The sequence below is a fragment of the Candidatus Accumulibacter meliphilus genome (assembly GCF_036625345.1).
Taxonomy (GTDB): Bacteria; Pseudomonadota; Gammaproteobacteria; order Burkholderiales; family Rhodocyclaceae; genus Accumulibacter; species Accumulibacter meliphilus.
Genome location: NZ_JAZKTZ010000001.1, coordinates 44,014 through 65,241, shown reverse-complemented (window position 1 = coordinate 65,241; position 21,228 = coordinate 44,014). Strand labels below are relative to the sequence as shown.

Annotated in this window: 12 protein-coding genes and 1 pseudogene; 10 read left to right on the top strand and 3 right to left on the bottom strand. The window is 63.8% G+C overall.

The window, feature by feature from the left end; genetic code table 11:
* Positions 1-72 precede the first annotated feature (72 nt).
* The gene (locus V5B40_RS00250) at positions 73-531 is read right to left on the bottom strand and encodes a hypothetical protein (RefSeq protein WP_332352583.1); all 459 of its coding nucleotides are present in this window, start codon (positions 529-531) and stop codon (positions 73-75) included.
* Here V5B40_RS00250 and V5B40_RS00245 point away from each other — a divergent pair.
* The gene (locus V5B40_RS00245; RefSeq protein WP_332352582.1) at positions 499-1,125 is read left to right on the top strand and encodes a histidine phosphatase family protein; all 627 of its coding nucleotides are present in this window, start codon (positions 499-501) and stop codon (positions 1,123-1,125) included. The genes V5B40_RS00250 and V5B40_RS00245 overlap by 33 nt on opposite strands.
* Before the next feature lie 99 nt (positions 1,126-1,224).
* On the opposite strand, the gene V5B40_RS00240 is transcribed toward V5B40_RS00245, so the two are convergent.
* Complete coding sequence (locus V5B40_RS00240) at positions 1,225-1,755, bottom strand: MarR family winged helix-turn-helix transcriptional regulator (RefSeq protein WP_332352581.1); 531 nt, start codon at positions 1,753-1,755, stop codon at positions 1,225-1,227.
* Between the two features lie 107 nt (positions 1,756-1,862).
* Between V5B40_RS00240 and V5B40_RS00235 the strand changes: the two genes are divergently transcribed.
* The 8 genes from V5B40_RS00235 (at position 1,863) to treY (ending at position 18,744) form a co-directional block, all read left to right on the top strand.
* Positions 1,863-2,789, top strand: coding sequence for a mechanosensitive ion channel family protein (locus V5B40_RS00235; RefSeq protein ID WP_332352580.1), 927 nt, complete (start codon positions 1,863-1,865; stop codon positions 2,787-2,789).
* Positions 2,786-4,720 (top strand): 1,4-alpha-glucan branching protein GlgB, encoded by a 1,935-nt coding sequence (gene glgB / locus V5B40_RS00230; protein WP_332352579.1) that lies wholly within the window; start codon positions 2,786-2,788, stop codon positions 4,718-4,720. The genes V5B40_RS00235 and glgB overlap by 4 nt, the downstream gene beginning before the upstream one ends.
* 316 nt (positions 4,721-5,036) lie before the next feature.
* Positions 5,037-8,384 (top strand): maltose alpha-D-glucosyltransferase, encoded by a 3,348-nt coding sequence (treS, locus tag V5B40_RS00225; protein WP_332352578.1) that lies wholly within the window; start codon positions 5,037-5,039, stop codon positions 8,382-8,384.
* 26 nt (positions 8,385-8,410) lie between these two features.
* The gene (locus V5B40_RS00220; protein WP_332352577.1) at positions 8,411-9,634 is read left to right on the top strand and encodes a glucose-1-phosphate adenylyltransferase; all 1,224 of its coding nucleotides are present in this window, start codon (positions 8,411-8,413) and stop codon (positions 9,632-9,634) included.
* A gap of 11 nt (positions 9,635-9,645) precedes the next feature.
* The gene (gene glgX / locus V5B40_RS00215) at positions 9,646-11,778 is read left to right on the top strand and encodes a glycogen debranching protein GlgX (protein WP_332352576.1); all 2,133 of its coding nucleotides are present in this window, start codon (positions 9,646-9,648) and stop codon (positions 11,776-11,778) included.
* Entirely contained in the window at positions 11,775-13,610 is a 1,836-nt protein-coding gene (treZ, locus tag V5B40_RS00210; RefSeq protein ID WP_332352575.1) for a malto-oligosyltrehalose trehalohydrolase, read from the top strand. Before glgX ends, treZ begins: the two co-directional genes overlap by 4 nt.
* On the top strand, positions 13,607-16,690 hold the full coding sequence (malQ, locus tag V5B40_RS00205; RefSeq protein WP_332352574.1) for a 4-alpha-glucanotransferase: 3,084 nt from the start codon (positions 13,607-13,609) through the stop codon (positions 16,688-16,690). The genes treZ and malQ overlap by 4 nt, the downstream gene beginning before the upstream one ends.
* Positions 16,576-18,744: a malto-oligosyltrehalose synthase gene (gene treY, locus V5B40_RS00200; RefSeq protein ID WP_332353214.1), complete on the top strand. Its 2,169-nt coding sequence runs from the start codon at positions 16,576-16,578 to the stop codon at positions 18,742-18,744. Before malQ ends, treY begins: the two co-directional genes overlap by 115 nt.
* A 59-nt stretch (positions 18,745-18,803) precedes the next feature.
* On the opposite strand, the gene V5B40_RS00195 is transcribed toward treY, so the two are convergent.
* Positions 18,804-19,586, bottom strand: coding sequence for a gamma-glutamyl-gamma-aminobutyrate hydrolase family protein (locus V5B40_RS00195; RefSeq protein WP_332352573.1), 783 nt, complete (start codon positions 19,584-19,586; stop codon positions 18,804-18,806).
* A 276-nt stretch (positions 19,587-19,862) separates the two neighbouring features.
* Here V5B40_RS00195 and V5B40_RS00190 point away from each other — a divergent pair.
* A pseudogene (locus tag V5B40_RS00190) lies at positions 19,863-21,179 on the top strand (chloride channel protein); the annotation flags it as partial.
* Positions 21,180-21,228 lie beyond the last annotated feature (49 nt).

The following is a 21,228-nucleotide window of genomic DNA, read 5'->3' as shown; positions in this document are numbered from 1 at the left end:
CACGAAACTCCCTTGTCCCCTCTGCGGGAGAAGGTCCGGGGGAAGAGCAACTGTATTCGAAGTCAAGCGTTTTCAGGCGCATTTGCGATGTTCTGGGTTCCACGGGATACCCGATTTGACTATGGTCATTGATTTATCGTCGACCGCGACCTCAAGAGTCTCTTTGTCGACGTCAATACCGATAAAAATCAATTCAGAAGCGTTCATCTCTAGCCATCCTTGCAAATACGAGGTCACGGCCTTGCGACGCGCGCCAACAAGGGGAGTACGTAGAGGACGGCGCAGAGTTTCATCAACTCGGCCCTCCCCCGCGAGGGGGAGGGGAGCAGCGGGCGGGTGGGCGGGGGCTTTGATTTCTAGGGAGGCGCGGAGCGGTCCTTGCAAATGGCTTAGAATCTGCTTCTTGCGAAGCCGACCGAGCGAGGCTGCACGCTGGCGACGTCCTGATCGTCCCTCGGCCGATGACGGTCGCCAACTCTGCTCGTGAATGAATATCTTATGGAAGCCACCCGCATCTGCCTTGTCCGTCATGGCGAAACATCCTGGAACGCGGAAAAGCGAATTCAGGGGAATATCGACGTTGGCCTGAATGAGGCGGGGCTGGCGCAGGCGGAGGCCGCTGCGCGGTGGCTGTCGCCGCTGGCCATCGAGGCGCTCTACAGCAGCGATCTGCTACGGGCGCGGCAAACGGCGCAAGGCCTGGCCGGTGCCCTGAAGCTGGCGCCGATCCTGCGGCCGGAATTTCGTGAGCGACGCTACGGGCTTTTCGAAGGGCTGACCTACGAGCAGTCGCGGAGCCGCTACCCGGACGTGTATTCGCTGTTCGAAGAGCGGGTGCCGGATTTCGTGATTCCGTACGGCGGCGAGAGTCTGCAGCAACTGCACCTGCGGGTCAGCACCGGTTTGCGGCGCCTGGTCGACGAGCACCGTGGCCAGACGATCGCGGTGGTGACGCACGGCGGCGTGCTGGACATCGTCAACCGCGTGGTGCGCGGCACCTCCTTGCGCCAGCCGCGCGATTTCCTGATCCCCAACGCCGGCATCAACTGGGTGAGCGCCATCGGGCGACAGTTGGCGCATGGAAGCGTGGGGCGTGACCGACCATCTGGCGATGGTCGGGCTTGACGAATTACCGTAGCTGCGCAGAAGACAGCAACGCCGATTGTGTCGCCGCCGGGCAGGAAGAGGCGCCGGCCGCACGCAAACATTCAGCCGTGCAAACGCTCAGGCTTTCGGCTGCACCGCGCCGTGACGCGTTGACTCGCCCATCAGCTCCAGCAGCGACGAAATCCCCTGCCGCAGATTCCCGAGCACGGGTTGCGGCATTTTTCCCAGGGCACCGCGCAGCCGGCCCTGCATCGGGCCAGGAATATCCTTGACGACTTCGATGCCGGCATCCGTGAGATGCAGACGGACGACACGGTTGTCCGTGTCGCGCCTTTCGCGGCGGACCAACTGGCGCAGTTCCAGCTTGTCGAGCAGGTTGCTGGCGGTAGAAGGCTTGATATGCAGTGCACTGGCGAGCTGCGAGACACGCAGGCCGGGGCGGGCCGAAATTTGCCACAGGGCCCAGAGCTGCGAACCACTCAGGCCGTGCCGGTCGTCGATATTCTGCATGCCATTCTGAACCGAGCGCACCAGTTGCAACAGCTTGCCGAAAGTGTCGTCCGCGCCCTCGCGGATCGTAGCGGCCCCGTCCGGGCCCTGCCTGTCAGCGACCTGCTCCTGCGAACCATCCTTGCTTGTGTGAGTCATTGTGCAAACCCTTGCGTTGCCAGAGAACTGGTTTTATGCAATACTATTCTGCGCAAACTATTTTCACAAGCGAAATTTTCACCTGACGCTTGTCAACCTGGAGGTATATGGACAAAGCAATCCTCGAGCAAATTCTTTCCGTCGGCCAGCACCTCTCGCCGACGATAACCTCGACCTTGCGCATCAGCCTGATCCTCGTGCTTGCCTGGCTGGCGATGGCTTTTTCACACAAGCTGATCCGAACCTTCCGTATTTACATCAGCCGCAGCATTCGCGATAGCGAAGAGGTACAGCGAGCGGAGACCCTGGGCCGCGTCTGCCGCTACGCCGTCTCGGTGATCATTTCGCTGGTCGCCGGCGTCCTGGTGCTGGCCGAAGTGGGCGTTTCCGTTGCCCCGATCCTCGGCGCTGCCGGTGTCGTCGGCCTCGCCGTCGGTTTTGGCGCGCAGAGCCTGGTCAAGGATTACTTCTCGGGCTTCTTCCTGCTGCTCGAGAACCAGATCCGCCTGGGCGATGTCGTCGAAGCGGGCGGCAAGAGCGGCATGGTCGAGGAAATTACTTTGCGCTATGTGCGCATGCGCAACTACGATGGCCACGTGCACTTTGTTCCGAACGGCAGCATCAGCACCGTCACCAGCATGACCCGCGGATTCGCGCAGGCAGTGGTCGACGTCGGCGTCGCCTATCGCGAGAGCGTCGATCAGGCGCTCGCGGTGATGCGTAGCGTCGGTACCGAGTTGCGCGCAGACCCTGCTTTCGCGACCAAGATTCTTGACGACGTCGAGATCGTCGGTGTCGAGTCCTGGGGCGATTCGGCGGTCATCCTGCGCTGCCGCTTCAAGGTCGTGGCCATCGAACAGTGGACCGTTCGCCGCGAATACCTGCGCCGCCTCAAAGACGCTTTCGACACTGCCGCCATCGAGATTCCCTATCCGCATCTCACCGTCTATCCCGGACAGGCCAAGGACGGTTCAAGCCCGTCCTTGCACCTGACCATGGAAGGCGCCACGCAACACCCCGGAGGTACGCAATGAAAGTCACAAAACCCGTCCTTGCCCACAGCCTGTTCAGCGACCAGGACATCTACCTCTTTCGCGAGGGCAAGCACACCCGGCTCTACGACCGTTTCGGCGCGCACGCCGCGGAAAAAGGGGGCCAACGCGGTTTCCAGTTCAGCGTCTGGGCACCCAATGCCGAGAACGTGTCGGTGGTCGGCGACTTCAACAATTTTCAGGCCGGCAATCACCACCTTCTGCGTCGCCCCGATCATTCGGGCATCTGGGAGGGTTTCATCGCCGGCCCGGCGCTGGGCGACAGCTACAAGTTCCAGATCAGCAGCCGGCACGGTACGCAGGAGAAAGCCGACCCCTTTGCCCGCCAGTCCGAGGAGCCGCCACGCAGCGCTTCGCGCCTGTGCACCCTCGACTACAGCTGGAGCGACAGCGAATGGATGGCCAAGCGCCGGGCGATCAATGCCCTCGATGCGCCGCTGTCGATCTACGAAGTGCATCTCGGTTCCTGGCGGCGCATTCCCGAGGACGACAACCGCTCGCTGAGCTACCGTGAAATGGCTCATCAGTTGACCGCCTACGTCCAGGAAATGGGCTTCACCCACGTCGAACTGATGCCGGTGATGGAGCATCCCTTCTATGGCTCATGGGGCTATCAGACAACGGGCTATTTCGCGCCGACGGCCCGCTACGGGACACCGGAAGACCTGATGTTCCTGATCGACACCCTGCATCAGGCCGGGATCGGCGTCATCCTGGACTGGGTGCCCTCGCACTTTCCCGCCGATGGCCATGGCCTGGCCAACTTCGACGGCACCTGCCTCTACGAGCACGAAGATCCGCGGCAGGGCTTCCACCCTGACTGGAAAAGCTCGATCTTCAACCTCGGGCGCAACGAAGTGCGCGGCTTTCTGATGTCCAGCGCCTTGTTCTGGCTCGACAAGTACCACATCGACGGCCTGCGCGTCGACGCCGTCGCCTCGATGCTTTACCTCGACTACGGGCGCGAGGAAGGCGAATGGATACCCAACGAACACGGCGGCCGCGAAAACCTCGAATCGATGAGTTTTCTGCGCAGCCTCAACGAAGCCGTCTATCGCGACCATCCGGACGTGCAGACGATGGCCGAAGAGTCGACCGCCTGGCCGATGGTGTCGCGCCCGACCTACATGGGTGGCCTGGGTTTCGGCATGAAGTGGAACATGGGCTGGATGAACGACACCCTGAAATATTTCCAGCTGCAGCCGCTATTCCGCAAATACCAGCACGACAAGCTGACGTTCACGATCTGGTACGCGTTCACCGAAAATTTCGTCCTGCCGCTATCACACGACGAAGTGGTGCATGGCAAGGGCGCGCTGATCGGCAAGATGCCGGGTGACGAGTGGCAGCAGTTCGCCAACCTGCGCCTGCTCTATGGCCTGATGTGGACCCATCCCGGCAAGAAGCTGCTGTTCATGGGCGGCGAAATAGGCCAGCGCCGCGAATGGCAGCACGAGGAAAGCCTCGAATGGCACATCCTGCAATACCCGCTGCACGCTGGCGTGCAGTCCTGGGTCAAAGACCTCAACCGTGTCTATCGCCAGGAAAAGGGGCTGCATGAGCGCGATTTCAACAGCGACGGCTTCGCCTGGATCGATGCCCAGAACTGGGAGGAAAGCGTCGTCAGCTTCCTGCGCTACGGCAAACACCGCGACGACACCGTGCTGGTGGTCTGCAACTTTACGCCGGTACCGCGCCACGACTACCTCGTTGGCGCGCCGCGCGGCGGCCAGTGGCAGGAAGTGCTGAACAGCGACGCCCCCCTCTATGGCGGCAGTGGCATGGGTAACCTTGGTCAGGTCGAGGCCTCGCTGCACGCCGCGCATGGCTATTTCCATTCCCTGTCGCTGACCGTGCCGCCGCTGGCAGTGCTGGTCTTCAAGCCGATCCCCGAGAACCAAGCCCTTTCATGAGCGATGACGTTTTCGCCCTGCCCACGCTAGAGGGAATCCGGGCCAGAGCTGCGGTCGTGCATCCCCCTTGCCTGCGCTCGACAATCCCGTCATGCTTGACCACTTCATGCTGTGATCGACAATGACGCCCTGCCCACCATCATCCGCCCGGACCTGCAAAACGGTCGGGCCGACCGGATAAAAACAGCCCCTGGCCGTACCGGCTCGCCGCCGGTACGCCTTGCCAGGCGGTCGACACAATTGCTGACAACCCCCTTCTCGTTGCGACGAGACACCTGACCTTGATGACTTCCCCTGAGTGGAGGAAATGATACAAATGGCCAACGAATTGATGGAAAAAGCCGCCGCAGCGGCTGAACTGACCTGGGAAAACGATCCCCTTTGGTACAAGGACGCGATCATCTATGAATTGCACGTAAAAGCCTTCAAGGACAGTGGCGACGACGGCATCGGTGATTTCAAGGGCCTGACCGAGAAGCTCGACTACATCCAGGATCTGGGCGTCAATACGGTCTGGCTGCTGCCTTTCTATCCCTCGCCGATGCGCGACGACGGCTACGATATTTCCGACTATCACAATGTCAGTCCGGACTACGGCAACCGCAACGACGCGCGCGTCTTCATCCGCGAAGCCCATCGCCGCGGACTGCGGGTAATCACCGAACTGGTCATCAACCACACCTCTGACCAACACCCCTGGTTTAAGGCGGCAAGGCGTGCCCCGGCCGGGTCGAAAAAGCGCGATTTCTACGTGTGGTCGGATACCGACAAGAAGTTTCCCGAAACGCGCATCATCTTCACCGACACCGAGAAGTCGAACTGGGCCTGGGACGACGTCGCCAAGGCCTACTACTGGCACCGTTTCTTCTCGCACCAGCCAGATCTCAACCACAACAATCCGGACGTCGTCAAAGCGGTGATCCGGATCATGCGCTTCTGGCTGGATATGGGCGTCGACGGCCTGCGCCTCGATGCCATCCCCTACCTCTGCGTGCGCGAAGGCACGAACAACGAGAACGTGCCCGAAACGCACGAAGTCATCAAGCAGATCCGCGCAGTCATTGATTCGCGCTACAAGAACCGCATGCTGCTCGCCGAGGCCAATATGTGGCCGGAAGATGTGCGCGAGTACTTCGGCGACGGCGACGAGTGCCACATGGCCTACAACTTCCCGGTGATGCCACGCATCTTCATGGCCGTGGCCCAGGAAGAACGCCATCCGATCATCGAGATCATGAACCAGACGCCGGAGATCCCCGAGAACTGCCAGTGGGCGATCTTCCTGCGCAACCATGATGAACTGACCCTGGAAATGGTCACCGAGAGCGAACGCGCCTTCATGTACAAGGCCTATGCCTCCGATCCGCGGATGCGCGTCAACGTCGGCATCCGCCGCCGCCTGGCGCCGCTGATGGACAACAACCGCCACAAGATCGAACTGGTGACCTTCCTGATCCTCACCCTGCCCGGCTCACCGGTGCTTTATTATGGTGACGAAATCGGCATGGGTGACAACATCTACCTCGGCGATCGCAACGGCGTGCGCACGCCGATGCAGTGGAGCCCGGACCGCAACGCCGGCTTCTCCCGGGCCGATCCGCAGCGTCTCTACCTGCCGCCGAACATGGACCCGATCTACGGTTACGAGGCGATCAACGTTGAAGCACAGGCGCGCAATCCGTCGTCACTGCTGCACTGGACCAAGCGCCTGATCGCAGTGCGCAAGAACTACAAGGCTTTCGGCCGCGGCAGCATCATCTTCCTCGAACCGGGTAACCGCAAGATTCTCGCCTATGTGCGCGAATACGAGGACGAGACCCTGCTCTGCGTGGTCAATCTGTCGCGCAACGCGCAGCCGGTGGAACTCGACCTGATGGCTTTCAAGGGACGCGTGCCGGTCGAACTGTCCGGCCGCTCGGCCTTCCCGCCGATCGGCGATCTGCCCTACCTGCTGACCCTGGCCGGCCACGGCACCTACTGCTTCCGCCTGACCACCGACGCCGAAGTTCCCTACTGGCACGAAGAACGCCTGGCTCGCGCCGAGCTGCCGGTACTGGTGCTCACCGAGGGCTGGCTGACTTTCTCGGGTGGCAAGACCACCGCCACCACCGTGCGCCGGGCGATCGCCGCCACCACCCGCGACCAGTTGCAGCACAAGGTGCTGGCGCCCTACCTGCTCACCAAACGCTGGTTTGCCGGCAAGGGGCACGCCATCGAGAGCATCAAGATCATCGAGCAGGCGCCGTGGGATACCGACAAGGGCAGCTGGTTGCTGACCATCATCGAAGTGCACTGCGCCGGCATCGAGCCACAGGTCTACTTCCTGCCGCTGGCGATCTGCTGGGACGACCAGACCAGCGAAGAGGAGCGTGCCTTGCTGGCCGCGTGGGCGCTGGCCAGAGTGCGCCAGCAGGACCGCACCGGCCTGCTTTACGGTGCCTTCGGCTCCGACGGCTTCTGCCGCGACCTGGCCGAGGGAATCGGCAGGAACGTGACCATCCCCTTTGCCCGCGGTCGCCTCGAGTTCCACGCCTCGCCGGCCTTTGCCAAGCTCGCCGCCGGACTCGACGCACCGGTACGTCATCCGTCGCTGGAACAGAGCAATACCGCGGTGTACTTTGGTGACAAACTGTTCCTCAAGGGCTATCGTCGCCTGCAGACGGGGACCAACCCTGAAGTCGAAGTCGGCCGCTTCCTGACCGATACCTCGCCCTACGCGCACATTGCGCCGGTCGCCGGCTCGGTCGAAATCCGTCGTGCCGACGGCCAGACGATGACCCTGGCACTATTGCAGGGCTATACCAAGAACCAGGGCGACAGCTGGAACTTCACGCTCGACTACCTTGAACGCTACCTCTCCGAAGTCGCCATCGCCTCCGCCGAGCTTGACGGCAACCCGCATGCCTACTTCCTGACCCTGATCGAGGTGCTCGGCCGCCGTACCGGTGAGCTGCACCAGGCTTTCGGTCGTTCGACCGGCGATGCTGCCTTCGAACGCGAGCCGATCACCGAGCAGGACATGAGCAACTGGTCGAACGCGCTCAAAGCCGAAGCCGTGACCACACTCGACGAAATCGAACGGCGCAGCGAGGATTTCCCCGAGGAGGTGCGCGCAGGCTGCGATCGCCTGTCCGGCTTGCGCTCGGTGCTCCTGGACCGCATTTCGCCGCAGGCACTGGCCGGCATCAGCGCCGCCAAGATGCGCTATCACGGCGACTACCACCTCGGCCAGGTGCTGCGCGTGGACGAGGATTTCGTGATCATCGACTTCGAGGGCGAACCCGCGCGTTCAATGGACGAGCGTCGCCAGAAGCATTCGCCGCTGCGCGACGTTGCCGGCATGCTGCGCTCGTTTAGCTATGCGGCAGCGGTGGCCACCAACCGCCTGACCAACGAAGACCCGGTCGACCGCCATCGTGCCGGGCCGCTGGTCGCGAGCTGGGAGGAGCAGGTCCGCGCTGCCTTCATGAGCGGCTACCGCGCTGCCGTGCAGGGCTGCCCGGCATGGCCGGAGGAGCCTGGTGCCGCTGAACGACTGATCGAATTTTTCGTGATCGAGAAAGCGCTCTACGAGCTGCGCTACGAAATGGGCAACCGGCCAGACTGGGTCTCGGTGCCCCTTTTCAGCCTGCTCAGGAACCTCGAAGATCAAGAACCCAGCTGATTTTTACCCGTTAAGGAGAGAACACCATGAAAGTACTTGCGATGGTCCTGGCTGGCGGCCAGGGTTCCCGGCTACATCCTCTGACTGCACAACGCTCCAAGCCGGCGGTTCCTTTCGGCGGCCGCTACCGGATCGCCGACTTCGTGCTCAGTAACCTGGTGAACTCGGAGATCCGCGGCATCTACATGATGGTTCAGTACAAGTCGCAGTCGCTGATCGAGCACGTCGCCAAGGCCTGGGGAAATTCCAATGCCTACACCGGCCAGTTCGTCACCGTCGTGCCACCGCAAATGCGCGGCGGCGGTGCGGAGTGGTTCCAGGGGACATCCGACGCCGTCTTCCAGAACATCAACCTCATCGAGCGCCACTCGCCGGACATGGTCGCCGTCTTCGGCGCCGATCACATCTACCGCATGGACGTGCGCCAGATGATCGATTTCCACCGCCGGAATTCGGCGCACGTGTCGGTGGCGGCGATTCCGGTGCCTCTGGCCGCTGCCTCGGCTTTCGGCATCATCGACGCTGACAAGCGACACCGCATCCGCAGTTTCCTCGAGAAACCGGCGAATCCACCGGCGATGCTCACCGACCGGACGCGTGCCTACGGCTCGATGGGTAACTACCTGTTCAATACCGACGTCCTGCTGAAAGCGCTGCGTGAGGCCCATGCGAACGGCGAGCACGATTTCGGCCACCACATCCTGCCGCGGCTGATCAAGACGCACCAGGTCCTGGCCTACAACTTCGCTGACAACCACGTTCCCGGTGTCGCCGATTACGAGGAACAGTCGTACTGGCGTGACGTCGGCGACATCGACGCCTATTACGAAGCCCACTACGACGTCCTCAGCGTCAAGCCGCGCTTCAACCTCTTCAATCCGAAATGGTTCATCAACTCGAGTTCCTACCAGGGACCATCGCCACTGATCTCCGGCACCATCAGCAACAGCACCATCGCCGCCGGCTCGCTGATCAAGAACGCGCGCATCAGCAACTCGATGCTGCGTCGTGAAGTCGTCGTCGAGGAAGACGTCGAGATCGACGACTGCCTGATCATGGACTACACCGTCATCCGCCGTGGCTCGCGTCTCAAGCGGGTCATTGTCGACCGCTACAACGTCGTCGAGCCGAACGCACGCATTGGCTTCGATGCCGCCGCCGACCGCGCCCGCTATACGGTCAGCAACGGCGGCGTAGTGGTTTTGGCCAAAGGTCTGGATGTCCCTGACGTAACCCGCTACGAAATTTAGGAGATCCACCCATGAACCTTCCCGTCACCGCCATCTGGCCTGGCACTCCCACTCCACGCGGCGCTACCTGGGACGGCGAAGGCGTCAACTTCGCCCTCTTTTCCGAACACGCCGAACGCGTCGAACTGTGTCTTTTCGATCCCAACGGGCGCCGCGAAGTGCAGCGTATCGAGTTGCGCGAGCAGACCAATCTGGTCTGGCACTGCTACCTGCCCGAAGCGCGCCCCGGCCTGCTCTACGGATACCGGGTGTATGGTCCTTACGACCCGGCGCGCGGCCACCGCTTCAATGGCAACAAACTGCTCATCGAGCCCTACGCCAAGGATATCGTCGGCCAGGTCCGCTGGAGCGATGCCCATTTCAGTTACAAGATTGGTCACCGCAACCAGGATCTTTCCTTCGACCGTCGTGACAACGCCGCCGGCATGCCCAAGTGCCGGGTCATCGACCCGGCCTTCACCTGGGGCGACGACAAGGCGCCGAACATCCCCTGGCCGGACATGGTGATCTACGAGACGCACGTGCGCGGCTTCACGATGCAGCATCCCGAGGTACCGCCGGCCTTGCGCGGCACCTACGCCGGCCTGGCGACGGCGCCGGTGATCGATCACCTCAAACGTCTTGGCGTCACTTCGGTGGAGTTGATGCCGGTACACTCCTTCATCAACGACCGCCATCTGATCGAGCGCGGCCTCACCAACTACTGGGGCTACAACTCGATCGGCTTCTTCGCACCCGACCACCGCTTCAGTTCCACCGGTGTGGTCAGCGAGTTCAAGACGATGGTCAAGACCTTGCACTCGCACGGCATGGAAGTCATTCTCGACGTGGTCTACAACCACACCGCCGAGGGCAACCATCTCGGCCCGACGCTCTCTTTCCGCGGCGTCGACAACGCCGCCTACTACCGCCTGGTCGGTGACAATCCACGCTACTACATGGACTACACCGGCTGCGGCAACACCCTCGACCTGCAGCAGCCACGCATGCTGCAGCTGATCATGGACTCGCTGCGCTACTGGGTGCTGGAAATGCACGTCGACGGCTTCCGTTTCGACCTCGCTTCGGCGCTGGCGCGCGAACTGCATGCCGTCGACAAGCTGGGCGCTTTCTTCGACATCCTGCTGCAGGATCCGGTGCTGTCGCAGGTCAAGCTGATCGCCGAACCCTGGGACCTCGGCGAAGGCGGTTACCAGGTGGGGAACTTCCCGGCTGGTTGGGGAGAGTGGAACGACCACTACCGCGATACCATGCGCGCGCACTGGAAAGGCGACAGCGGCCTGATCGGCGACTTCGCCAGCCGCCTCACCGGCTCCAGCGACTTCTACCAGCACAGTGGCCGCAAGCCCTGGGCGAGCGTCAACTTCGTCACCGCCCACGACGGCTTCACCCTGCACGATCTGGTCAGTTACAACGACAAACACAACGCAGCCAACTGCGAAGACAACCGCGACGGTAACGACAACAACCGTTCCTGGAACTGCGGTGCCGAGGGACCGACCGACGACGCCGGGATCAACGAGCTGCGCGCGCGGCAGAAGCGCAACCTGCTGGCGACACTGTTCTTTTCGCAGGGTGTGCCGATGCTTCTCGCTGGCGACGAAATGGGACGTACCCAGGGCGGCAACAACAACGCCTACTGCCAGGACAACGAGATCAGCTGGGTCAATTGGGAGCTGTCGGACGCTGATCGCGAGTTCATGGCCTTCGTGCAACGCGTCATTGCCCTGCGCCGCGAGCATCCCGTTTTCCGCCGCCGCAACTTCTTCCACGGCAGCGCCCCCGAGGGTTCGTTGCTCAAGGACATCCACTGGCTGAAGCCCGATGGCAGCGAGATGACCGACCAGGAGTGGAGCCAAAGCTACGCGCAGTGCCTGGGCGTCTATCTCAGCGGCGAAGCGATGCAGGAGCGCGACCGACGCGGCCGCCCGGTGCACGACGACAACTTCCTGCTCCTCTTCAACAGCTACCACGAGAACATGGACTTTCGCCTGCCGGTAGTGCCCGAGGCTTGCGAATGGCAGAGCGTCCTGGATACCAACGTCGCCAACGGCCTGGCGCCGGACGGCGTCTTCCAGAGCGGTGACACCTACCCCCTCGAGAGCCGCTCGCTGGCTCTCCTGATGCAAAGGACGCAATCATGAAACGCCAACACAGCATGCCTTTCGGCGCCGAGCTGCTCGCCGAAGGCGGTGTCCGCTTTCGCCTCTGGGCGCCCGGCGTAGACGCTGTCGGGCTGCAACTCGACGACGGTGCCGCGCTGCCGATGACCGCCGCCGCGGGCGGCTGGTTCGAACTCACCGTCGGCGAAGCACAAGCCGGCAACCGCTACCTGTTCAAGCTGCCCGACGGTTTGCTGGTCCCCGATCCCGCTTCACGCTTCAACCCGGACGACGTGCATGGTGCGTCCGAAGTCGTTGCCCCCGCCGCCTTCGACTGGCCCGACGGCGAGTGGCGCGGCCGGCCGTGGGAGGAAGCGGTGCTCTACGAGCTGCATATCGGCAGCTTCACCAAGGCCGGCGACTTTGCCGGGGCCATCGAGCGCCTCGACTATCTCGTCGAACTCGGCGTCACCGCCCTGGAAATCATGCCCGTTTCGGATTTTCCGGGGCAGCGCAACTGGGGCTACGACGGCGTTCTGCCCTTCGCACCCGACGCCGCCTACGGTCGCCCGGAAGATTTCAAGCGCCTGATCGCCGCCGCGCACGAACGCGGACTGATGGTGCTGCTCGACGTCGTCTACAACCACTTCGGTCCGGAAGGCAACTATCTGCACGCCTACGCCCCCGACTTCTTCAACCCGCGCCACGAAACCCCCTGGGGTGCGGCGATCAACTTCGACGGTGAGGGCAGCCGCGCGGTGCGCGACTTCGTCGTGCACAACGTCCTCTACTGGTTGGAAGAGTTCCATCTCGACGGCCTGCGCCTCGATGCCATCCACGCCATCTGCGACGACAGCTCGCCGGACATCATCGAGGAGCTTGCCGCCGCCTTCAAAGCGGTGCCGGGACGCGCGCGGCACGTGCACATGGTGCTCGAGAACGAGCGCAATCAGGCGCGCTATCTCGCCCGCAACGAGTCCGGCCGTCTGGTGCATGGCACCGCACAGTGGAACGACGACATCCATCACTGCTTTCACGTCGTGGCCACGGGCGAAACCGACGGCTACTACAGCGACTACGCGGCCGAACCGGTGCGCCTTCTCGGTCGCTGCCTGAGCGAGGGCTTCGCCTATCAGGGCGAAGCCTCGGCCTTCGCGCATGGCGAACTGCGTGGCGAAGCGAGCGCCCACCTGCCGCCGGCCGCGTTCATCAATTTTCTCCAGAACCACGACCAGATCGGCAACCGCGCTTTCGGCGAGCGTCTCGCTCACCTCGCTTCGCCGGCGGCGATGGAGGCCGTCACCAGCATCCTGCTGCTCGCGCCGCAGCCGCCGCTGCTGTTCATGGGCGAGGAGTTTGCGACCACCCAGCCCTTCCAGTTCTTCTGCGACTTCGGCCCCGAGCTCGCGCGCCTGGTGACCGAAGGCCGCCGCCGCGAATTCGGACGCTTCGCGCGTTTTGCCGATCCGGAAGTGCGCGCCAGCATCCCCGATCCGAACGCGCTGGCGACCTTCGCCGCCGGCGTTCTCGACTGGAGCGCGATCGACCGTGAGCCACACCGCGCCACCCTGGAACTGCACCGGCAACTGCTCTCGCTACGTCACCAGTGGATCGCGCCGCGTCTGGCCGGCATGGGCAATGGTGATCCGCAGTTGAAGTTGTTGTCGCCACGTTGCCTGTCGATCAACTGGACTCTCGGCGACCGCAGCCTGCTGACCCTGCTTGCCAATCTTGGTGACGATCCGCTGGTCGCCACACCGCCCGGCGGCCAGCTGCTCTTCGCGACCGCCAATCTTGACGCCGACGCACTGGCCAGCGGCCAACTGCCGGCATGGTCGGTGGCCTGGCATCTGCACATCGGAGACCGCCCATGAGCGCCGCTGACGAAAAGCGCCACGACGGACTGGCGCAACTTGCCGCGCACTGCGGCATCAGTGCCGGCTATGAGGACGTCTGGGGAAAAACGCACGCCACCTCCGAAAAGACTTTGCGCGCCCTGCTGACGGCGATGCATTTCCCTGCCGATGGCGACCCGGCAACTCTGCTGCAAGGCCTGGAAGAGGATGAGTGGCGACGGCTACTGCCGCCGGTCAAGGTGGTCGCACTCGGCGAAACGCCAACGCTCGCCGTCTCACTGCCGGTGGCGCGTGCCGGCCAGCCACACCGCTGGATCCTGAGCGCCGAAAACGGCGCCGCGAGCAGCGGCGAATTCGAGCCCGCCAAGCTGCCAAGACTCGCCGAGCAGCGCGTCGACGGGGTCGACTTCCTGCGCGGCGAACTACTCCTGCCGGCACCGAGTGAAGCCGGTTACTACCGCCTGGAAGTCGAACAACCGGGCAGCGGCGGCCTGGCGCAGGTGGCGATGACCCTGGTCGTCGCCCCGGCCAGCTGTTACCTGCCCGACGCCGTGCAGGGAGACGGTCGTGTCTGGGGTCCGACGGTGCAACTCTACGGCGTCCGCTCACGGCGCAACTGGGGCATCGGCGACTTCGGCGACCTGCGCACCCTGATCGATCTGTCAGCGGACGCCGGTGGCGGGGTAATCGGCGTCAATCCGCTGCACGCGCTGTTCCCGGACGACCCGGCGCGGATCAGCCCCTACAGCCCGTCCAGCCGCTGCTTCGTCAATGTGCTGTACATCGACGTCGAAGCCGTCCCCGAGTTCAGCGAATGCGAGGCGGCCCGCAAGCTGGTCGCCTCCGAGCGCTTCCAGGGCCGGCTGCGACGCCTGCGCGTTGCCGACGAGGTCGACTACGCGGAAGTTTCGGCCGCCAAGCGCGAGGTGCTGGCCGCACTTTACCGCCACTTCCGCGACCAGCACCTGGCCAATGACACCGCCCGGGCACGCGCTTTCCGCCTGTTTCGCACGGAAGGCGGCCAGACACTCGAATTGCACGCCCGTTTCGAGGCCTTGCAGGCGCACTTCCAGCAGGAAAACCCCGCCATCTGGGGCTGGCCCGCGTGGCCCGAGGAATACCGCGATCCACTGGCGCCGGCGGTAGCCGCCTTCGCTAATGAGCACAGCGAAGCCGTCGAATACTCGGCCTGGCTGCAGTGGCTCGCCGACGAACAATTGACCGCGCTCGGCCAGCAATCGTGGCGTCGCGGCCTTGGCGTCGGCCTCTATCAGGATCTGGCGGTGGGTGTCAATCCCGGCGGCTCCGAAGCCTGGGCATGGCAAAACGCCTTTGCCAGCGCCGCTTACGTCGGCGCGCCGCCTGACGAGTTCAACCCCGTCGGCCAGGACTGGGGGCTGCCGCCACTGGTGCCGCACCGCCTGCGCGAAGCGGCCTACGCACCCTTCATCGCCATGCTGCGCGCCAACATGCGCCACTGTGGCGCGCTGCGCATCGACCATGTGATGGGCCTGGCGCGTCTGTTCTGGGTTCCCGTTGGCCGGCCGGCGACGGAAGGCGCCTACGTCAGCTATGCGCTGGAAGACCTGCTGGCCATCGTCGCGCTGGAAAGCCAGCGCAATCGCTGCATGGTCATCGGCGAAGATCTGGGTACCGTTCCGGACGGCTTCCGGCCGCGTTTGGCGACCGCCGGCGTGCTCTCCTACCGCCCCTTCCTTTTCGAGCGCAGCAAGGACGGCAACTTCAAGCCGCCGGCCGAGTATCCGCGGCAGGCGCTGGTCGCCGTCAGTACCCACGATCTACCGACCTTGAAGGGCTTCTGGAAAGGCCACGATATCGACACCCGCGCGGCGCTGCAGCTTTTCCCCGACGAAGCGCAGTTCGAGCAAATGGTCGTCGACCGCGCCCAGGATCGCGCGCGCTTCCTGATGGCGCTGAAGCACGCGGACTTGCTGCCCGAGGGCGCCAGCGTGCACCCTTTTTCGGTCTCCGAGATCACGCAGGACTTCGCAGTCGCCATCCACGCTTTTCTGGCGAGAACCCCGGCGCAGCTGCTGGTCGTCCAGCCCGAGGACATTCTCGGCACCATCGAGCAGGCCAATCTGCCCGGCAGCCGTGACGACCAGCATCCCAACTGGCGGCGCCGCCTGCCGCTGGATCTTGAAGACTGGCCGCAAGACGGGCGCTTCGCCGCCGTTGGTGAGCAACTGATCAACGAGCGCGGCACGGCGGTCGTACCGCCCGAGGAAATGGCGATGCCTTCGCGGGCAACGGTCATCCCGCGCGCGACTTACCGCATGCAGTTCAATCGCGACTTCACTTTTGCCCAGGCCGGAGCGCTGTCGTCCTATCTGGCGGCGCTGGGAATCAGCCACTGCTACGCCTCGCCCTACCTGCGGGCGCGGCCCGGCAGCACGCACGGTTACGACATCGTCGGCCACGCCGAACTCAATCCGGAAATCGGCACCCCTCAGGAATTCGAGGACTTCGCCGCCGCCCTCAAGGAAAACGGTCTGTCGCAGGTCATCGACGTGGTTCCCAACCATATGGGAATCATGGGCTCGGACAACGCCTGGTGGCTGGACGTCCTGGAGAACGGTCCGGCCTCGGCCTGGGGCGCGTTCTTCGATATCGACTGGGACCCGCTCAACCGCGAGCTCAAAGGCAAGGTCCTGTTGCCGCTGCTCGGCGCGCACTACGGGCAGGTGCTCAACGCCGGCGAACTGCGCCTGGACTACGACGCCGTGCGCGGCGAGTTCAGCATTTTCTACTACCAGCACCGGCTGCCGGTGGACCCGGCCAGCTACCCGCGTATCGTCGGTCATCGCCGCGAACGCCTGGCGCCACCCTGGGCGAAGGGCACGAGCGCTACGGCGAACTGGAAACCCTGCTCACCGCTTTCGGGCACCTGCCGGCACGGACCAACAGCAAGCCGCCGAAAATGGCCGAGCGGCAACGCGACAAGGAAGTGCATAAGCGTCACCTGGCGGCGTTCACCGATGCAAATGCCGACATCGCCCACCACATCGCCGACAATCTCGCCGAGTTCAACGGCCGCCCCGGGCATCCCGCCAGCTTCGACCTGCTGCACGAGCTGATCCAGGTGCAGGGCTACCGTCTTGCCTACTGGCGGGTGGCCTGCGACGAAATCAACTATCGCCGCTTTTTCGATATCAACGACCTCGCCGCCTTGCGCATGGAAGACCCGGCGGTGTTCGACGCCACCCATCATCTGATTCTCGATCTCGTCGCCCAGGGCAAGGTTGAGGGGCTGCGTATCGACCATCCGGACGGAATGTTCGACCCTGGTGCGTATTTCCGCCAGCTGCAACAGGCGGCGGGCGGCAAGCCGCTGACACCCGGCGAAGCACTGCCCATCTATCTGGTCATCGAAAAAATCCTCGCCGAGCACGAACGCCTGCCGGATGACTGGCCGATCCATGGCGCCACCGGCTATCGCTTTTCCAACCTGGTCAACAACCTCTTCGTCGATACCGCCTCGGAGCGACGCATGACGCGTATCTACCGCGATTTCACGGGCGTCGACAGCGACTTCGAAGAACTCGCCTACGACGCCAAGAAGCTGATCATGCACACCGCTCTGGCGAGCGAGTTCAGCGTCCTCGCCAACCGCCTGGCACGTATCGCCGCCGCCGACCGGGACACCTGCGACTTCACCCTCAACGGTCTTCGCGAAGCCTTGATCGAAGTAGTGGCCTGTTTCCCCGTCTATCGCAGCTACGTTGCCTATGGCGAACTGTCCGCCGACGACCGCCGCCACATCGCCTGGGCAGTGGCCGTGGCAAAAAAACGCAGCCCGCTGTTCGATACCGGCATCTACGACTTTCTCGCCGGCGTGCTGACCACCGATCTCGCCCGCGGCCGCAGCGCCTCCTACCGCGAGCCGCTGGAAGCCTTCGCCATGAAGTTCCAGCAGGTGTCGTCACCGGTGATGGCCAAGGGCGTCGAGGACACGGCCTTCTACCGTTACCATCGCCTGAGCTCGCTCAACGATGTTGGCGGCGAGCCGCGCCGCTTCGGCATTTCGGTGGCCGCCTTCCATGCCGCCACCCGCGCCCGTGCCGTCCGCTGGCCGCACAACATGCTTGCCACCTCGACACACGACAGCAAACGTTCCGAGGACGCGCGCGCGCGCATCAATGTGCTCTCCGAGATCCCGGCGGCGTGGAAACTGATGCTCAAACGCTGGCGGCGCCTCAATCGCGGCCGCAAGCATCTGGTCGACGGCGTCGATGCCCCGTCGCGTAACGACGAGTATCTGCTCTACCAGACACTGGTCGGTACCTGGCCGCTGAGCCCGCCGAACGACGAGGAACTGGCCGACTATCGGACGCGTATCGATGCTTACATGATCAAGGCCCTGCGGGAAGGCAAGGAGCACAGCAGCTGGGTGCAGGTCAACAGCGAGTACGAAGGCGCGGTCAGCGACTTTGTCCACGCCCTGCTGGCACCCGGCGACAAGAACCTGTTCCTGGCCGACTTCGTGCCCATGCTGCAGACGATCAGCCACCACGGCCTGATCAATGCCCTGGCCCAGGCGCTGATCAAGGTCACTTCACCGGGCGTGCCGGACATCTACCAGGGCTGCGAGCTATGGCAGTTCAACCTGGTCGACCCGGACAACCGTCGGCCGGTCGACTTTGCGCTGCGCCGCGAGCTGCTGGCGCAGGTGCAAGCGCTGGTCGACGCAGCGCCGGAACAATGGCCCGCACGCCTGCAACCGCTGGTCGCCGACATGAACGACGGGCGCATCAAGCTGTACACGTTGTGGCAGAGTCTGGCGCTGCGCGCGCGCTGGCCGGAGGTTCTCGAGCAGGGTGACTACCTGCCCCTGAAAGTCAGCGGCGAGCACGCGGCGCACATCTGCGCCTACGCGCGCCGCCACGGCGAGCGCGCCATTGTCGTCGTCGTGCCGCTGCTGCCGGTGCGTCTGCTCGGCGACAACCGGGTGCTGCCGCTGGGCAATGAGGTGTGGACCGATACCGTGCTCGAACTGCCCGACGGGCTGGCCGCCGCTGGCTGGCGCAATCTGCTCAGCGGCGAGAGTCATTCGGCCAGCGCGCAGTTGCCGATCGGCGCGATCCTGGCCAGCTTCCCGGTCGCGCTACTGGCCGCGGAAGGCGGGCTCTGAGGCCGCGGCGAAGGGCGGCCAGCTGACCGCTAGCCGCCCTTCGCCGCAAGCGCATCGCTTCACCAGCGATGGCCACGCGCGGCGTTGAGAAACTCGTCGAGAATTGGCGTACTGTCCAGCAAGTCCGGACTTCCCGGCGGATGAAACTCGGGATGCCACTGCAGACCCAACACATAGGGTTTGCCTTGCAGGCGTACCGCTTCGATCACTCCGTCGCTCTCGCCACGAGCCTCAACCGTCAGGCCGCGGCCAAGCGCTTTGATCGACTGGTGATGAATCGAGATCACCTGGCCACCGCTGGCACCAGGATAGAGCCTGGCCAGGCCCGCATCCTCCTCCCAGGCAATGGCATGGCTGTGGCGGTCATAATCGTCATGGACGTGCGCTCCCGCCGCCTCGATCTGCGTCGCGATGTCCTGATAGAGCGTTCCGCCGCGGGCCACATTGATCACCTGCGCACCGCGACAGATGCCCAGAACCGCCTTGCCGGCCTCGATGAATTCGTGCAGCAGTTCCATTTCGTAGGCATCGCGCACGATATCCCCGCCCCAATCCGGATGCAGCGCCTCCTCGCCATAGCTTTGCGGGCTGACGTCGGCACCGCCTTGCAGGAGCAGGCCGTCGAGGTACTCTGCGTAGTCCGAGAGGCGGATACTGCTGCGATTGACGATGCCGTCACCGCTCACCGCCGGAATCATGAACACCATCACATCGCGCGCCATCACCCAATGCGCCACCGACTGTTCGAGGTAGTGCAGCGATTTCGACAGCAGGGCGGTGGCGCCGGCCTGCGGATGATAAATGCGCGCCGAAAGGCCAATACGTAATGGGCGCCGGCTCATGGGACCTCCTTGAAGTGTCAAACTGCGACGTCTGAGCCTAGCATACCGGCGCTCATCATGTCGCGGCGGTCGACCACCCGGCAGCGATTTGCGCGCCACTTGCCGGTCTGCTCACAGTTGCCGCCGCGGATGCTAGACTGCGCGCTTGGCCGCTGCCCGAACTTGCAATTTTCCGTCGGCGCAGCCTGCCAGCGCAGCGCATCCTCCTCCCGCCGCTTGCCATTCTGACCAGTCCCGCGCGTCGCGGCAGCCACCAACCACACCGACAGGATGCCAATGAAACACCTCAATCCTCTCCGCGGCAGACTCAGCACCTTCAGGTGGCGTACCCGTTTGACCTTGTGGGGGGCCGCGGCTTGCGCGGGCCTGGCCGTGGTCGCCTTCACGAGACTCACTGACGTCGCGCTGAAGACTTTTTTCGACCTCTACAACTACCATCCCGGCTTGCCATTCCCCTGGATGCCGTTTGTTACTGCGCCGCTGGCCGGGATGCTGGCCGTCTGGCTGACGCGGAAGTTTTTCCCGGGCGGACAGGGCAGCGGTATCCCGCAGGTCATCGCGGCGACCCATCTTGCCGCGCGCGGGGAGTCGGTCAGCGGCCTGGTTTCGCTACGCATCGCCTGCGGCAAGATCCTCGTCGGATCGATGGCCTTGCTGGGCGGCTTTTCCGCCGGTCGCGAAGGACCGTCGGTGCAGGTCGCGGCGTCGATTCTGCACTTCTCGCATCGCTTCCTGCCGCACGCACGGGCGATTTCCCCGGCGGATTTGATTCTCGCCGGCGGCGCGGCAGGAATCGCTGCCGCCTTCAATACACCACTCGCCGGCATCGTCTTCGCCGTCGAGGAACTGGGCAAACGCCTCGAAGCCAAGACGACCGGGATCCTGGTCGGCACGATCATCCTGTCGGGCCTGGTGGCCATCGCGCTGGAGGGTAATTACTACCACTTCGGGCGCATGAAGATCTCGCAATTCACCGAAATCGTTGGCCCGGTGCTGTTCTATGGCATGGCCTGCGGGCTGCTCGGCGGTGTCTTCAGCCGTCTGCTGCTGTGGCCACAACAACACCCCAACTTCATCCTTTGGCGCTGGCGCAGCGCGCGACCGGTGCTGTTTGCCGGCGGCTGCGGGCTGCTCATTGCCCTGGTCGGCTGGCTTGGCGGCGGCTTGTCTTTTGGCAGCGGCTACGCGGTGAGCTCGTCACTGCTTTCCAGCGACGCCTTGTCGGCCCCCTGGCACGCTCCCGTCACCCGCTTCGTAGCCACGGTCATCACCTATTATTCGGGCATTCCCGGCGGCATTTTCGCGCCCTGCCTGGCCGTCGGCGCAGCCCTTGGCGCCAGTACCAGCGCCATTCTCGGCTTTGGTGTCGAAGCAGTACCGGTCACAGCACTGTGCATGGCTGCCTTCCTGGCCGCGGTCACGCAATCGCCGATCACGGCGGCGATCATCGTCATGGAAATGATCGACGGTCACGAGATGGTCATCAGCCTGATGGCGGTCACGCTGATCGCCAAGGCAGTGAGCGGACGTGTCAGTCCGGAACTCTATCAGCAGCTGGCTCTGGGCTTCATTGCCCAACAGCGCGCGCAAACGGCAGCGGCGAAGCTTGCAGCCGAACCGGTGCCGGCGCCAGAGGCTCAGT

Coding starts and splice junctions, on each gene's coding strand:
- glgB (WP_332352579.1), top strand. CDS start 2,786: ATGAAAGTCACAAAACCCGTCCTTGCCCACAGCCTGTTCAGCGACCAG.
- V5B40_RS00245 (WP_332352582.1), top strand. CDS start 499: ATGGAAGCCACCCGCATCTGCCTTGTCCGTCATGGCGAAACATCCTGG.
- treS (WP_332352578.1), top strand. CDS start 5,037: ATGGCCAACGAATTGATGGAAAAAGCCGCCGCAGCGGCTGAACTGACC.
- V5B40_RS00240 (WP_332352581.1), bottom strand. CDS start 1,755: ATGACTCACACAAGCAAGGATGGTTCGCAGGAGCAGGTCGCTGACAGG.
- V5B40_RS00235 (WP_332352580.1), top strand. CDS start 1,863: ATGGACAAAGCAATCCTCGAGCAAATTCTTTCCGTCGGCCAGCACCTC.
- treZ (WP_332352575.1), top strand. CDS start 11,775: ATGAAACGCCAACACAGCATGCCTTTCGGCGCCGAGCTGCTCGCCGAA.
- malQ (WP_332352574.1), top strand. CDS start 13,607: ATGAGCGCCGCTGACGAAAAGCGCCACGACGGACTGGCGCAACTTGCC.
- V5B40_RS00220 (WP_332352577.1), top strand. CDS start 8,411: ATGAAAGTACTTGCGATGGTCCTGGCTGGCGGCCAGGGTTCCCGGCTA.
- glgX (WP_332352576.1), top strand. CDS start 9,646: ATGAACCTTCCCGTCACCGCCATCTGGCCTGGCACTCCCACTCCACGC.
- V5B40_RS00195 (WP_332352573.1), bottom strand. CDS start 19,586: ATGAGCCGGCGCCCATTACGTATTGGCCTTTCGGCGCGCATTTATCAT.
- V5B40_RS00250 (WP_332352583.1), bottom strand. CDS start 531: ATGACGGACAAGGCAGATGCGGGTGGCTTCCATAAGATATTCATTCAC.